Source organism: Cerasibacillus terrae (genome assembly GCF_008039555.1).
GTDB lineage: Bacteria > Bacillota > Bacilli > Bacillales > Amphibacillaceae > Cerasibacillus > Cerasibacillus terrae.
Map to the genome: position 1 here is coordinate 482,051 of NZ_VDUW01000001.1, position 13,553 is coordinate 495,603.

A 13,553-nucleotide genomic window follows, 5' to 3' on the forward strand; every position below is an offset into this window, starting at 1 on the left:
ATCAAAAAATTGTATGAAGATAATGTATTCGGTAAAATTTCCGATGACCGCTTCCGTAAAATGTCTGCAGGTTATGAGGCAGAGCTGAATTAACACGAGAGTTTGTCAATAAAATTATTATTTATCAAACTGAAAAAGTAAACGGTAAACAAGAACAACGCATTCAAATCTACTACAACTGTATCAGAGCAATTGAAATTGAACCAAATGTAAAGATGCAGACCAGTTGATTGGAACGTAAGGTGGCGACTCCAGCGGGAATAGCATGAGTCCGAAAATCCTTATTGTTCCACGACAGTGGAACAATAAGAGTTGAGGCCATGCCCGCGGAAAGCGTCCACCTGAAGTGGAAATCAACGGAGTGAGAAAGCCAGACAAAAGGCATAGCCTAAAGCATTTAGACTATGCCTTTTTTAAAAAATCTATTCACCACTACTAGCACCACGGTGGCGACCCCCAAAAGTTAGTTTTTTAACTCTAACTTTGGGGGTCAGGTCCCACACTAATAGGTGGTTTTTAATGATTTATTCTATTTTTCATTTCCTGCAGAATCTTCTTCTCTAATCTTGAAACTTGTACTTGAGATATTTCCAATCGTTTTGCTACCTCTGACTGTGTTTGATCTTTATAATACCTTAAATATAAAATAAGTCGCTCACGCTTATTCAATCCACGAATTGCTTCTTCTAATGTAAGTTTCTCAAACCAGCTTTTCTGGTCATCTGCTAATTGATCGAGTAATGTGATTGGGTCTCCATCATTTTCGAAGACAGTTTCATGAATGGATTGTGGTGTTTTAGCAGCTTCCTCTGCATGTACAATTTCTTCTCTTGATAGTCCAAGGTTATCAGCGATTTCATTAATGGTAGGCGACCTTCCATACTTTTTTGTTAATTCATCCTTTTTCTTTCGTATTTTGTTACCGGCTTCCTTTAATGACCGACTTACTTTCACACTTCCATCGTCACGAAGAAACCGTTGAATTTCCCCTATGATCATAGGTACAGCGTACGTTGAAAAACGAACATCATACGATAAATCAAATTTATCAATGGACTTAATTAATCCTATACAACCTATCTGAAAGAGATCTTCGGGATCATAACCTCTATTCATAAATCGCTGTACAACAGACCAAACTAAGCGAACATTTTTCTCTACAAGTAAATCTCTACTAGCTTTATCACCTTGTTGGCTCTTAAGTAGGTGTTCTTTTATTTGGCTATCGGTTAATAGGTCTTTACTTTTTTTATAGTCTTTTTTAACATTAACTTTCATAGGCCCCATTCCTATTTATAAGCTACTTTACTTTTTTTTGATGTTAGTATCTTTTTCATATGCATGGTCGTTCCTTTTTCTTTAGATGATACTACTTCAACAGAGTCCATGAAATTCTCAATAATCGTAAAGCCCATTCCCGATCGCTCTAATTCTGGTTTTGATGTGTATAGTGGTTGTCTTGCTTCGTTAATATTTTCTATTCCTATACCTTTATCCGCAATGATCAACTCGATTTCTTCCTCATGCAAAATACATGTAATAGCTATTTTATGACTAGGTTCATTTTGATAGCCATGAATAACAGAATTTGTAACAGCTTCAGACACTACCGTTTTTATTTCCGTTAACTCCTCCATTGTTGGATCTAACTGGGAAATAAATGCTCCTACAGCCACTCTTGCAAATGATTCATTCTCACTTATACTCATAATTTCTAAATACATCTCGTTTTTCACGAAGCCACCCCCAATGTTACTAAAGCATATTGTTCACTCTTTTCCAATCGGATGATTTTAAATAAACCAGACATTTCAAACAGACGTTTGATTGAAGATGAGACAGAACATACAACAAGTTCCCCACCTAATTGCAGTACTTCTTTATACCTACCTAAAATAACACCTAATCCCGAACTATCCATAAACGTGACAGACTCTAAATTTAAAACAACATGTTTGATAGGATTATTGTATATCATATCCTTCCAGTGCTCTCTTAAGTTTTCTGCTTCATGATGATCTAATTCCCCACTTAACCTTACAATCAAAACATCTTGTTTCACATCAAATTTGTATTGTAAACTCATTGAAATCCCCCTTTGCTCAAAGTATGTACTTAAACTATTTCTTTATAAATCCAATGAATTCCTTCTTTTAGACAAAAGAAGAAGAAATTCATTTAAAGTCGAATATATCATGGTGCTTTCGACATATTTTGTATCGTTCTTTTAAAGAGTGTTAGAAAAGATGCTTTATTGACATCCGCATCTACCACTAATGGTGTTTCAGACAGTGTTTTATCTCCTTTCATTATTTTTAACACACCCACTTTATCACCTTTTTTTAATGGTAGTTGAAAATCATCTTGTATTGTCATCTCTGTTTTAACATCTTTTAATGGCTCTGCTTTTTTAAAAAGCGTACTAATGGATTGCGATGTTACAATATTGACATTTTTATTATCTCCCTTCAGTAATTGTAGTTTCTCTACCTTTTCCCCTTTTTTATATAATTGATTTGTTTCATATTGATTGAATGCATAATCTAGCATATTAGATGTCATTTTATTTCTTTTTTTAATTGTCTCTGCTCCCATCACAACAGTTATAACACGCATCTCATTTTTCTCAGCTGTAGCAGTTAAACAGTACTTCGCTTCATTCGTGTATCCTGTCTTTAATCCATCCACACCTTGATAATGATGTACAAGTTTATTTGTATTCACTAACCAAAATTCATTTTTTTCTCCTTTTCGTAAGTAATCCTCATAGATAGAAGTGTATGTTGTTATATCTTCGTATTTAAGTAATTCTTTAGCAATAATCGCCATATCATGAGCAGTGCTATATTGTCCTTTAACAGGTAAACCTGTTACATTTTTAAACACTGTATTTTTTAATTGCAATGCTTCTGCTTTTTGATTCATCTTAGCTACGAATGCTTCTTCACTTCCCGCAATTCTTTCTGCAAGAGCAACACTTGCATCATTTCCAGAAGCAATAGCAACGGCTTTAATTAAGTCATCAACAGACATTTCTTCACCGTTTTCTAGAAATACTTGTGAACCGCCCATTGAAGCAGCATTTTCACTAATCCGAACCATCTCTTCTTTTTTCAGTTCGCCTTTATCAATCTGTTCCATTATTAATAATAAAGTCATGATTTTCACCATACTAGCAGGTGGTAGTTTTTTATGTGCGTTTTTATCAAACATAATCTTTCCAGTATCACGTTCCATTAAAATGGCAGACTGTGCATCAGGTGCTAACTCTAATTCATTTTTTTCCTCTTCAGCAAAAACAGGGATTTGAAATGATAGAACAAGGAAAACAATACATAGGGAAAAGAATAAAACTATTTTATTTTTCATAACTTTACCTCCAACATTCAATATAAAATATATGATTCCCATTTTTAAATATTTTTATAACAAAAAAAACGCACTTATAAATAAGTGCGTTTATATCGTGATTAATTGATGAATAAGTGGAGGAGGTTCCACTTGACTATCTTCGATGATGATACTATTGTACAAAATATCTTTGACATAATCTACTTGCCTATCATTAGAATGAATCTTTAATAGTGTTTCCCCTTCTTTAACTTGATCACCAATTTTTTTATGGAGAATGAGTCCTACAGACAAATCTATTTCCGTTTCTTTCGTTACTCTTCCAGCTCCTAAATGCATTGCAGCCGTTCCAATTGCATTAGCATCCATTTGAACAACAGTTCCTGAGGATTTTGCAAGTAATTCAATTTGGTAAGATGCTTGTGGTAATTTTTCAGGATTATCTATGGCATTTATATCTCCACCTTGTGCAGCTATAAATGTTTGAAATGTCTGGAATGCTTTTCCATTCGCTATATTCTCTTCTAATCTTGTTCTAGCTTCTTCAACTGTTTTTGCCTTACCAGCTACAACAACCATCTGACTACCTAGTGTAAGACAAAGTTCTGTTAAATCCTTTGGTCCCTTTCCTTGCAATGTATCAATGGCCTCTTTGACTTCAAGCGCATTACCAATGGCACATCCTAATGGCTGATTCATATCCGAAATCACGGCCATTGTATTTCTTCCTGTCTTTTTTCCGATTGCTACCATTGTTTTAGCAAGTTGTACCGCGTCATTCATTTCTTTCATAAATGCCCCAGAACCAATCTTAACATCTAGTACAATCGCATCTGCACCAGAAGCAATTTTTTTACTCATTATCGAACTTGCTATTAAAGGAATGGAATTAACAGTTGCTGTAACATCTCTTAAACTGTACAATTTTTTATCTGCAGGGGTTAAATTTCCTGTTTGCCCAATGACAGCAACTTTATTCTGATTGACGGTTCGAATGAAGTCATCATTTGTTAGTTCGATATGAAAACCTGGAATAGATTCCAATTTATCTAATGTTCCACCTGTATGTCCCAGACCTCGTCCACTCATTTTAGCTACTGGTATACCTAAGGATGCAACCAAGGGGGCTAGAACTAGTGTTGTGGTATCTCCAACTCCACCGGTGGAATGCTTATCTACTTTGACACCATCAATCTGTGATAAATCAATGATATCTCCCGAATCTACCATTGCATTTGTCAAATGCACACATTCTGAGTCATTCATTTGTTGTAAATATATTGCCATTAGTAAAGCACTGACTTGATAATCGGGAACACGATTATTTGTATATTCTTCAATGAAAAAGCGAACCTCTTCTTCCGTTAGTACTTTTCCATCTCGTTTTTTCTCAATAATATTGTACATTCGCATTATGATCACCTTTTTATGGTAATTTTTTAAGCACATGTTGAACAAACTGTAAGAAATGCTTTTTTACTTTATTCGTCGTTTCAATTACTTCATCATGTGTCAATGGTTGAGGTAAAATCCCAGCAGCCATATTTGAAATACAAGAAATTCCTAGCACACGTATTTGTGCATGATTAGCAACAACAACCTCAGGTACGGTAGACATACCGACTGCATCTGCACCTAGCATTCGAAGCATTTTCACCTCTGCACTCGTCTCATACATTGGACCTGTATTTGCAACATAAATTCCTTTACGGATATTCAAATCAAGCTCTTTTGCACATGTTGTTGCTAAATCAATATATTCCCTGTCATATGGTTCTGACATGTCTGGAAAACGCGCCCCCATTTCCGTGTCATTTGGCCCAATTAATGGGTTCGTCCCCATATTATTGATATGATCTGTTATAAGCATTAAGTCCCCTGGTTTAAAATCTTCCCGAATGCCACCGGCTGCATTAGTTACAATTAAAGAATGAACACCTAAGGCTTTCATCACGCGAACAGGAAACGTTACTTGTTTCATTGTATATCCTTCATAAAAATGAAAGCGCCCTTGCATTGCAATAACTGACTTACCTTGCAAAGTTCCGATGACAAGACGTCCCTTATGTCCAGAAACAGTTGATTCTGGAAAATGGGGAATATCCTTATAATCAATATTTATTGGATTTTCAATTTCCCCTGCCAAAACTCCTAGGCCTGAACCTAGAATTAATCCAATGGAAGGTGTTATGTGAAACTGCTTTTTAATAAATGCAGTTGCTTCATTTATCTTATGTTTATCCATCCGCTTTCCCTCATTTATTAATATCTTTTAAAAAACTTGTTCCGTGCTTTGGTAAATTAATTTCGAAATTATCAGCTACCGTTGCTCCAATATCAGCAAATGTTTTTCGAGTTGGTAATTCTTTTCCTTCTTTTATATGACGATGATAAATAATCAGTGGCACATATTCACGCGTATGATCTGTTCCGTGATGTATTGGGTCATTACCGTGATCTGCTGTAATTATTAATAAATCATCATCTGTTAATTTTTCAAGCACTTCTGGAAGTCGCTTATCATATGCTTCCAATGCCTCCCCATATCCTTTTGGATTACGGCGGTGACCATATTTCGCATCAAAATCGACAAGATTAATAAAATTTAATCCAGTAAAATCTTTATCCATTGATTCAACTAGTTTTGTCATGCCATCATCATTACTAGATGTTCGTATTGCTTCGGTTATCCCTTCGCCATCATATATATCAGAGATCTTCCCAAGTGCAATGACATCATATTCTTGATCCTTTAATTCATTCATTACCGTATGACCAAATGGTTTCAAAGCATAATCATGTCGATTTGCGGTTCTTTCGAAATTCCCTAATGTACCGATAAATGGGCGGGCAATGACACGCCCCACCATATACTTTTCATCTAAAGTTAGCTCTCTAGCAATTTCACAAATTTTATATAATTCTTCTAATGGTACAACCTCTTCATGTGCTGCAATTTGTAAGACAGAATCTGCAGAAGTGTAGACAATAATTGCACCTGTTTTCAAATGCTCTTCTCCTAATTCCTCAATAATTACTGTTCCAGAAGCTGCTTTATTCCCAATTACCTTTCTGCCAGACTTTTCTTCTAGTTTTTTTATAAGCTCGTCCGGAAAACCATTTGGAAATGTTTGAAATGGCTTATCAATATGTAGTCCCATTATTTCCCAATGTCCTGTCATAGTATCTTTTCCTACAGAAGCTTCTTGCATTTTGGTGTAATGCGCTAAAGCGGGTTTCACTTCAGAAATTCCTTTAACTGGTCGAATATTACCAAATCCTAATTCTTCCATATTCGGCATTTGAAGTCCATCCATATGTTCTGCAATATGGCCAATCGTATCTGCACCTTTATCACCATACTGTTCCGCGTCTGGTGCTTCCCCAAAACCGACCGAATCTAATACAATTAAAAAAATTCGTTTAAACTTCTCCATTGTAATACCTCCTCCATATTGGTTGTATGATGTCAGACAACTATATTATGCTCTTGGATGATATTTTTTATAAACATCTTTCATACGAGCTTTTGTTACATGTGTATAAATTTGTGTTGTTGAAATGTCTTCATGACCAAGCATTTCCTGAACGGCACGTAAATCTGCACCGTTTTCTAATAAATGAGTAGCAAATGAATGGCGTAACATATGTGGAGATATCTTTTTATTGATATGTGCTTGTTTTGCAAGTTTCTTAATGATTTTCCAAAACCCTTGCCTTGTTAAAGGACGACCATGATGATTTAAAAACAATGTATTTTCATCACCTTTTTTTAACATAGGTCGTGCATGTTGTAAATAATCACTCACTGCCTGTAAAGCTAAATCTCCAACCGGGATAATTCGTTCTTTTGAACCTTTTCCGAAACAATGGACAAAACCCATTGTCAAATGAAAATCTCCTACTTTTAATTCAATCAGCTCTGTTACACGTAAACCTGTAGCATAAAGAAGCTCAAGCATTGCCTTATTTCGAATATGTAGTGGCGTGTCCTGTTTTATATTTAATAAAGCTTCAACCTCTTCTGTTGAGAGAATATTTGGTAGTTTTCGTTCTTTTTTGGGGATTTCAATATGTTGACTTACATCAATGTCTACAATTTCTTCTCTATATAAAAATCGATGGAACATGCGTAAGGAAGAAGTTGTTCTTCTAATTGTTGCGGATGATTTTCCTTCTTCTTTTAGCTGACGTAAGAAGGAAACAATATCTAATCTTGTTACGAATTTCCAATCCTTTTTTTTAATCTCTTTCATTATAAAAATACAATATTTATCTATATCTCGACGGTATGCTGTTATTGTGTTATCAGAAAGGCCTCTTTCTATTTGTAAATAATGATAAAAATCCTTTGTAGCATATTTTAGCATATATTACTCTCCAAATCTTAAAAAAGGGTGAAAACGATTTTTATACTCCCCTTCATTATTAAAAACTTTTATAGCAGGTCCCTCTGGTGGATCATATCGTTGAAACTGCTCATATTCAATATGCATAATACGCAATCCTAAATAAAACAAAACAGTGCATGCAATGAACACAATAAATAATTTTACCGAACGCCAAACCATCCTTTTCATCTAGCATTACCTCTCTTTTTACTCACTTATTAAAAGATATGCCAAAAATGAATGGTTTTATACAGTTTTCTATTAAATTTTTCTATTTATTCACTAAAATAACATAAACAAGCCTTTCTTCCTTGTGAAAAAAGGCTAACTATCTTTTTATGTTGTTGTTTTCATTGCTGCTTTTTCTTTTTTACATTGTTTACAAACACCGTGAAAAGTTAAACGATGGTCTTGTACTTGAAATCCCCATTCTTTTTCAACTCTTTTTTCAACATCTTCTAATAAATTATCGAAAATTTCCTCAATGGAACCACATTCAACACATACAAGATGATGGTGAAAATGTTCAAACCCTTCCTGACGAAGATCATATCTAGAAACTCCATCACCAAAATTAATTTTTTCAACAATTTGTAATTCGAGTAATAATTCCAATGTACGATATACCGTTGCTAATCCAATTTCTGGTGCTTTATCTTTTACTAATAAATAAATGTCTTCTGCACTTAAATGGTCCTCTTCTCGTTCTAATAAAACCTTTACAGTTGCTTCTCTTTGCGGAGTTAATTTATAACTTTGTGCATGGAGTTGTTTTTTAATTCGGTCAAGACGATGTTCCATGACAGATTCCCTCCCTCATATCCCATCTTTATTATATGCACACAAAAAATGACTGTCAAAATATAATTAGTATTATTATTATATAAGAAAACGCCGTAATTTCAAAATGAAAATATGCTTTTTATTTTGATGGTGAGTAATATGCCTTAATAAAAGATTGCATTGCCCCATTAGAAACAAACGCCTCAACACTAGCTGCAAAAAACGAAATGATCAAAAGAATACCAAAAATAACCATATATTGGCCAAATGGTCGAAAAACTTGTTGTGATATTTTCCGAGAAAACAACTTATTTATTAATGATATCGAGAAAATCATTGATAAACTACCAGCTATTAAATAAACTGGTATGATAAATAAGTTTTGTGGAGCAATAGATAACGAAGCAATTAAAAAACCTTTTATTCCGAGCTGATTCACAAGAAATCCTACCGTAAAGCCAACAACTAATCCTTTTAGAAATAATAATATCCATACAATTGGTAGACCAATAACTGATAGTCCTAAAATAAAGATGAGCAATAAATATTTTACATGGTATAGAAAACTTCCTTTTAATATTTCCAAACGATTAATTGAATTTTCTGTTACAAATTCACCAAAAAATCTTTCTAAATAAAAAAATAAATCTTGTTTTTGAACGAAATGCATACTATTTACAATAAATGCACCAAACGTGATTCCAGTTAGAAATAAAATAATCATAAAAACATAGGTTGTTGCATGTTCTTTTATGTGGGCAATGGCAATCGTTTTTTGTTCATACATAGATATCCTCCATTCATTTTCAGTTCTATATTAAATCTATGAAGGATATCTAGTGAACATGTCTTTTCAATCTATATTTTTGTTTTTTAAGAGTTTTTACTTATTTTGTTTTTCCTTCTGAAACACGGCCATATTTTCCGCCTCCACCAGCTTCAATAGCTAATTTCCCTTCTCGCATGCTCATGATCATCTTGGTGAGCCTCTCTGGAACAACTTCTAGTAATTCCTCGTAAGAAGCGTGATGGATTACATTCATTTCCGTTCCAAATGCTAGCAGTAATTTTTGATATGTTTTTGGCCCTAGTGATGGCAGATATTCTAAAGGCACTTGATACAAATATGGTGGGCGTTTAGGATGTTCTATATCTGTTTGACCAACTTCTTGAATACGGTCAAATACACCTTTAATTATTTTATTCGAACCACAATGTTTGCATTGTTTTGCAGTTGGCGGATGTAATTGAAAACATTCTTGACATACAGTGGAATAATATTTACCAAGCTTTGGATTCATGCCGAAGTTTTTTAACCACTTCCTGTCATTGATATTGTGAAGTGCCCATACCAACTCTTTGAAAGAAGGATCCTTCACATAAATTTGTTGATATTCACGTGCAATTTTACCTAAAGAATGAGCATCAGAATTCGATAAGAAAGTATAGTTATGAAGTTCCTCGATTTTATCAGCCATCCATGTATCTGAACTAAGTCCTAATTCAATACCATCTATTAAATCAGGATCAAGAACCTCTGCTAATGATTGCTTCACTCCTTTACCATACATGCTTTTAAAAGGAGTGAAAACATGGGCAGGTATAAAGATTCCTGAAAGCTCCTTTACTTTGTATTGCAGTTCTTTTGCTGTCCCGTAATACCTTTGTGAGCTTAAGGTAATATTTTTCATTTTAGTGGATAGCCACTTAGAGAATGCTTCCATTTCCTTTAAATATGGAAAGAAACAGAGAACATGGATTGGTCCTTGACAAAACTCATCATAAACTTCTATTTCACTTCCCAAAATAAGGGTTACATCCTCGAATCGAATTCCCCCATCAGCAAGCTCTTTTGCTAAGCCTTGATCCATCAATTTCTTTATTTCGAGTTGTACATTTGGTGCATGGGTATCAATTACGCCAATAATATGAATTCCTTTATTACGGCTAGACTCTTTTAATATATTTGTTAATGTAAGCTTTTTTGATCCTGTTATTTTTACAGGATGACCGTACATATCCCGACCTATATGTATATGCAGGTCAGCAAAGTATGCATTCATATCACTTTACACACTCCAACATTTCCAGATACAATATGGCAAAATTTGTCTTTGCATCATGTATTTTGTTTTCTTTTACATATTGTTTTGCTTCTTCTAATGTTAATTCTATTAACTCAATGAATTCATCTTCATCACCTGCTGGAGGTTGTTCCAATGCTTCTAATTCCGTCGTTAAATAAATATACATCAGTTCATCAGCGAAACCTGGTGATGTATAGAAAGAAGTTACAAATGTCAAATCGTTTGTTGTAAACCCAGTTTCTTCTTCTAATTCCCTTACTGCTGTTTTTTCAGGTGCTTCTCCAGATTCTAATTTACCTGCTGGAATTTCAATCAATACTTTCTCAAGTGGTTTTCGATATTGTTTCACGAAAACAATTTTTCCTTCTTTTGTTACTGGAATAACAGCGACTGCACCTGGATGTCTAATGATCTCACGTTTTGCCATTTCTCCATTTGGTAGCTCTACATCATCTACCTGTAATTGAACAACTTTACCTTTAAAAATTGGTTTTGTTTTCGTTGTTTTTTCAAAAAAACTTTGCACAATATCTCACCCTTTACATCAGTTCTCAACTTATATTGTAGCATATGTCCATTATAAAATGGTTGTCATTCGGTGGAAGTCTTTCTACAATAGATATTAAAGGATGTGACAGTATTGAAGAAAAAAAGATTAGGAAAATCTGATCTATGTATTTCTGAATTAACATTAGGAACTATGTCCCTTGGAACAAATAAACAAGATGCAGAACGAATAATTGATTATGCTTTAGACAATGGAATTAATCACCTTGATACAGCAGACTTATATGATTTCGGTAAAAATGAAGAAATAATTGGTGAAGTCATTAAAAAGAAACGTGATCAGATTATTTTAACAACCAAGGTTGGAAACCATTTTGATTCTGAAAAACGAGACTGGTTTTGGGATCCTTCTAAGAAATATATAAAAACGGCTGTAAAGGAAAGCCTTCGCCGTTTGCAAACAGACTATATCGATTTTTATATGTTGCATGGCGGAACTATTGATGATCCAATTGAAGAAACGATTGATGCCTTTGAACAATTGAAAAAAGAGGGATTAATTCGAGCTTATGGAATATCTTCTATTCGTCCAAATGTTATTCGTGAGTATGTAAAACACTCCAATATTGATGCTGTTATGATGCAATACAACTTATTGGATAGACGACCTGAAGAAGAGATACTTTCTTTACTTGAATCAAATGGGATTAGTGTACTTGCACGTGGCCCTTTAGCAAAAGGAATGCTCTCATCAAACGGAAATCATATTATCCAAGAAAAAGGTGCTGATGGTTATCTTGACTATACAGTGACAGAACTACAAACAATTTTTAAAGAGCTATCTAGCTATTTAGAAGAAGGACAATTTATGAATGAACTTGCTTTAAAATATATTCTAAAAAGCTCGGTTGTAAGTAGTGCTGTATTTGGCGCAAGTTCTCTAGAGCAAATAAAGGAGAATATCCATATTCATTTAAATACTCCAATGAATGGTACAATATATAGAAAAATACAAGAACTTACAAAACCAATCAGCTATGCGAGTCATCGATGAATTTAACAGGACTAATTTCAAGATTAGTCCTGTTAAACATCACTTAGCTAACTGTAAGATCCTTACTTCAAGATTTCAAAGGTAGTGGGGAAAAATTCTCACACTAATTGAAGTTCCACTTTATTTTGCATAATGTCCTCCAATAAGTTTCCCACGCCTACGAGCTGTTCCTGAATCTGTAAATGATACTGCTCGTAGTAATGCATCTTGTCCATGCTGCTCACGTACATGATCCATCACATAACCAAGCTTTCGTTCATGAACTCTTGACTTTGTAAATAACTGAAGTTGGATTCCTTCATCATCTGTCATATTTCCTAAAGTAATAGATATTTTTCGTACAGTTTGTTGGTTGTAAAACTTTTTAAATAAGTACATACATGTATGGTATACTTCCATTGTAATATTAGTAGGTGTTTGCAGTGTAAATGAGCGATGAAAGCCTCCACCACCTTCTTCTTTGCTATATCCAATTCCAAGAGAAATAGTCCTACCTACTTTTTTATTATTACGTGCCCTTCTAGTCACTTCCTCACACATTTCTAAAATAACATAGGCAATATCTTCTGTATGTTGATAATCTCGTAATAAAACTTGACTTTTTCCATAACTTATTTGTCCTTCTAATATAGGAGCACCTAATTCCGATAAGTCCACTCCATTGGCATGATAAAATAATTGATTTCCCATCACACCAAATACTTTTTCTAATTGTTTTAAGGAATAATTAGCTAATTGCCCAACTGTAGAAATTCCCATTCGATTTAATCTTTTCTCTAGTGGCAGACCAATCCCCCACATTTTAGATAAAGGAGAGACAGGCCATAATTTCTTTGAAACATCTGCATATGTCCACCGGGCTACTCCTTTTTTCTTCGCCTCTAAATCAAGACATAATTTCGCCATAAGCATGTTCGGGCCAATCCCGATGGCCGCTGTCAAACCAAATGTATCCTTTAACTCTTCTATAATTAAATGTGCAATTGTTTCGGCATCACCGAAAATATGCTCTGTTCCGTCAACATTTAAAAAACTTTCATCCACACTATACGTATGAATAGACTCTTCTGGAACATATTTATTAAATAAGCGTGTAATTTCCATAGATACTTGTAAATATAAACTCATTTGGGCGGATACAAGTATAATTCTATCATCATGCGGAACTTCAAATAAACGATTTCCTGTACGTATACCAAAATCCCGCTTTAATGCAGGGGTGGCAGCTAATACAACACTTCCCTTTCTATTTACATCAGCCACAACTGCTAAATAAGTAGTTAGTGGATCAAGTCCATTAATTAAGGCAGCACAACTTGCATAAAAGCTTTTCATATCTATACATAAAATATTTCGTCTAGGAAGTGCATAATAATCAAT

15 protein-coding genes and 1 pseudogene are annotated in these 13,553 nt (G+C 34.2%); 2 read left to right on the plus strand and 14 right to left on the minus strand.

The genetic code is table 11. The features are described 5' to 3' along the window. Window positions 1-98: 98 nt before the first annotated feature. Window positions 99-230: pseudogene (locus FHP05_RS15730) on the plus strand (DUF4368 domain-containing protein); the annotation flags it as partial. Between the two features lie 286 nt (window positions 231-516). On the opposite strand, the gene sigF reads toward FHP05_RS15730, so the two are convergent. From sigF to FHP05_RS02505, 13 genes are all read right to left on the minus strand, one after another. Beyond that, on the minus strand, window positions 517-1,278 hold the full coding sequence (sigF, locus tag FHP05_RS02445) for an RNA polymerase sporulation sigma factor SigF (RefSeq protein ID WP_147665638.1): 762 nt from the start codon (window positions 1,276-1,278) through the stop codon (window positions 517-519). 11 nt (window positions 1,279-1,289) lie between these two features. Continuing rightward, entirely contained in the window at window positions 1,290-1,736 is a 447-nt protein-coding gene (gene spoIIAB, locus FHP05_RS02450) for an anti-sigma F factor (RefSeq protein WP_147665639.1), read from the minus strand. Continuing rightward, entirely contained in the window at window positions 1,733-2,086 is a 354-nt protein-coding gene (spoIIAA, locus tag FHP05_RS02455; protein ID WP_147665640.1) for an anti-sigma F factor antagonist, read from the minus strand. The genes spoIIAB and spoIIAA overlap by 4 nt, the downstream gene beginning before the upstream one ends. A gap of 107 nt (window positions 2,087-2,193) precedes the next feature. Then, complete coding sequence (locus FHP05_RS02460; protein ID WP_147665641.1) at window positions 2,194-3,369, minus strand: D-alanyl-D-alanine carboxypeptidase family protein; 1,176 nt, start codon at window positions 3,367-3,369, stop codon at window positions 2,194-2,196. Window positions 3,370-3,459: 90 nt separating this feature from the next. After that, entirely contained in the window at window positions 3,460-4,764 is a 1,305-nt protein-coding gene (locus tag FHP05_RS02465) for a pyrimidine-nucleoside phosphorylase (RefSeq protein WP_147665642.1), read from the minus strand. A gap of 13 nt (window positions 4,765-4,777) precedes the next feature. After that, entirely contained in the window at window positions 4,778-5,596 is an 819-nt protein-coding gene (locus tag FHP05_RS02470) for a purine-nucleoside phosphorylase (protein ID WP_147665643.1), read from the minus strand. A gap of 10 nt (window positions 5,597-5,606) precedes the next feature. Next, on the minus strand, window positions 5,607-6,788 hold the full coding sequence (deoB, locus tag FHP05_RS02475) for a phosphopentomutase (protein ID WP_147665644.1): 1,182 nt from the start codon (window positions 6,786-6,788) through the stop codon (window positions 5,607-5,609). A gap of 45 nt (window positions 6,789-6,833) precedes the next feature. After that, the gene (gene xerD / locus FHP05_RS02480) at window positions 6,834-7,721 is read right to left on the minus strand and encodes a site-specific tyrosine recombinase XerD (RefSeq protein WP_147665645.1); all 888 of its coding nucleotides are present in this window, start codon (window positions 7,719-7,721) and stop codon (window positions 6,834-6,836) included. A gap of 3 nt (window positions 7,722-7,724) precedes the next feature. Beyond that, window positions 7,725-7,931 (minus strand): DUF4227 family protein, encoded by a 207-nt coding sequence (locus FHP05_RS02485; RefSeq protein WP_147665646.1) that lies wholly within the window; start codon window positions 7,929-7,931, stop codon window positions 7,725-7,727. Between the two features lie 147 nt (window positions 7,932-8,078). Beyond that, a complete protein-coding gene (gene fur, locus FHP05_RS02490; protein WP_147665647.1) occupies window positions 8,079-8,543 on the minus strand; it encodes a ferric iron uptake transcriptional regulator in 465 nt (154 codons plus the stop codon). Between the two features lie 121 nt (window positions 8,544-8,664). Then, window positions 8,665-9,312: a stage II sporulation protein M gene (gene spoIIM, locus FHP05_RS02495; RefSeq protein ID WP_147665648.1), complete on the minus strand. Its 648-nt coding sequence runs from the start codon at window positions 9,310-9,312 to the stop codon at window positions 8,665-8,667. A 100-nt stretch (window positions 9,313-9,412) separates the two neighbouring features. Continuing rightward, window positions 9,413-10,588 carry an endonuclease Q family protein gene (locus tag FHP05_RS02500; protein WP_147665649.1) on the minus strand — a complete coding sequence of 392 codons (1,176 nt, stop codon included), beginning with the start codon at window positions 10,586-10,588 and terminating at the stop codon, window positions 9,413-9,415. A gap of 1 nt (window position 10,589) precedes the next feature. Then, window positions 10,590-11,138 carry an NUDIX hydrolase gene (locus FHP05_RS02505; RefSeq protein WP_147665650.1) on the minus strand — a complete coding sequence of 183 codons (549 nt, stop codon included), beginning with the start codon at window positions 11,136-11,138 and terminating at the stop codon, window positions 10,590-10,592. Between the two features lie 114 nt (window positions 11,139-11,252). Between FHP05_RS02505 and FHP05_RS02510 the strand changes: the two genes are divergently transcribed. Next, complete coding sequence (locus tag FHP05_RS02510) at window positions 11,253-12,173, plus strand: aldo/keto reductase (RefSeq protein ID WP_147665651.1); 921 nt, start codon at window positions 11,253-11,255, stop codon at window positions 12,171-12,173. 120 nt (window positions 12,174-12,293) lie between these two features. On the opposite strand, the gene FHP05_RS02515 is transcribed toward FHP05_RS02510, so the two are convergent. Continuing rightward, on the minus strand, window positions 12,294-13,508 hold the full coding sequence (locus FHP05_RS02515; RefSeq protein ID WP_147665856.1) for a Y-family DNA polymerase: 1,215 nt from the start codon (window positions 13,506-13,508) through the stop codon (window positions 12,294-12,296). Window positions 13,509-13,553 lie beyond the last annotated feature (45 nt).

Bases quoted from the DNA above. Each gene is read 5' to 3' on its own strand.
- FHP05_RS02485 (WP_147665646.1), bottom strand. From the start codon at position 7,931: ATGAAAAGGATGGTTTGGCGTTCGGTAAAATTATTTATTGTGTTCATT.
- spoIIAA (WP_147665640.1), bottom strand. From the start codon at position 2,086: ATGAGTTTACAATACAAATTTGATGTGAAACAAGATGTTTTGATTGTA.
- FHP05_RS02460 (WP_147665641.1), bottom strand. From the start codon at position 3,369: ATGAAAAATAAAATAGTTTTATTCTTTTCCCTATGTATTGTTTTCCTT.
- deoB (WP_147665644.1), bottom strand. From the start codon at position 6,788: ATGGAGAAGTTTAAACGAATTTTTTTAATTGTATTAGATTCGGTCGGT.
- FHP05_RS02515 (WP_147665856.1), bottom strand. From the start codon at position 13,508: ATGAAAAGCTTTTATGCAAGTTGTGCTGCCTTAATTAATGGACTTGAT.
- fur (WP_147665647.1), bottom strand. From the start codon at position 8,543: ATGGAACATCGTCTTGACCGAATTAAAAAACAACTCCATGCACAAAGT.
- FHP05_RS02470 (WP_147665643.1), bottom strand. From the start codon at position 5,596: ATGGATAAACATAAGATAAATGAAGCAACTGCATTTATTAAAAAGCAG.
- spoIIM (WP_147665648.1), bottom strand. From the start codon at position 9,312: ATGTATGAACAAAAAACGATTGCCATTGCCCACATAAAAGAACATGCA.
- xerD (WP_147665645.1), bottom strand. From the start codon at position 7,721: ATGCTAAAATATGCTACAAAGGATTTTTATCATTATTTACAAATAGAA.
- sigF (WP_147665638.1), bottom strand. From the start codon at position 1,278: ATGAAAGTTAATGTTAAAAAAGACTATAAAAAAAGTAAAGACCTATTA.
- FHP05_RS02500 (WP_147665649.1), bottom strand. From the start codon at position 10,588: ATGAATGCATACTTTGCTGACCTGCATATACATATAGGTCGGGATATG.
- FHP05_RS02465 (WP_147665642.1), bottom strand. From the start codon at position 4,764: ATGCGAATGTACAATATTATTGAGAAAAAACGAGATGGAAAAGTACTA.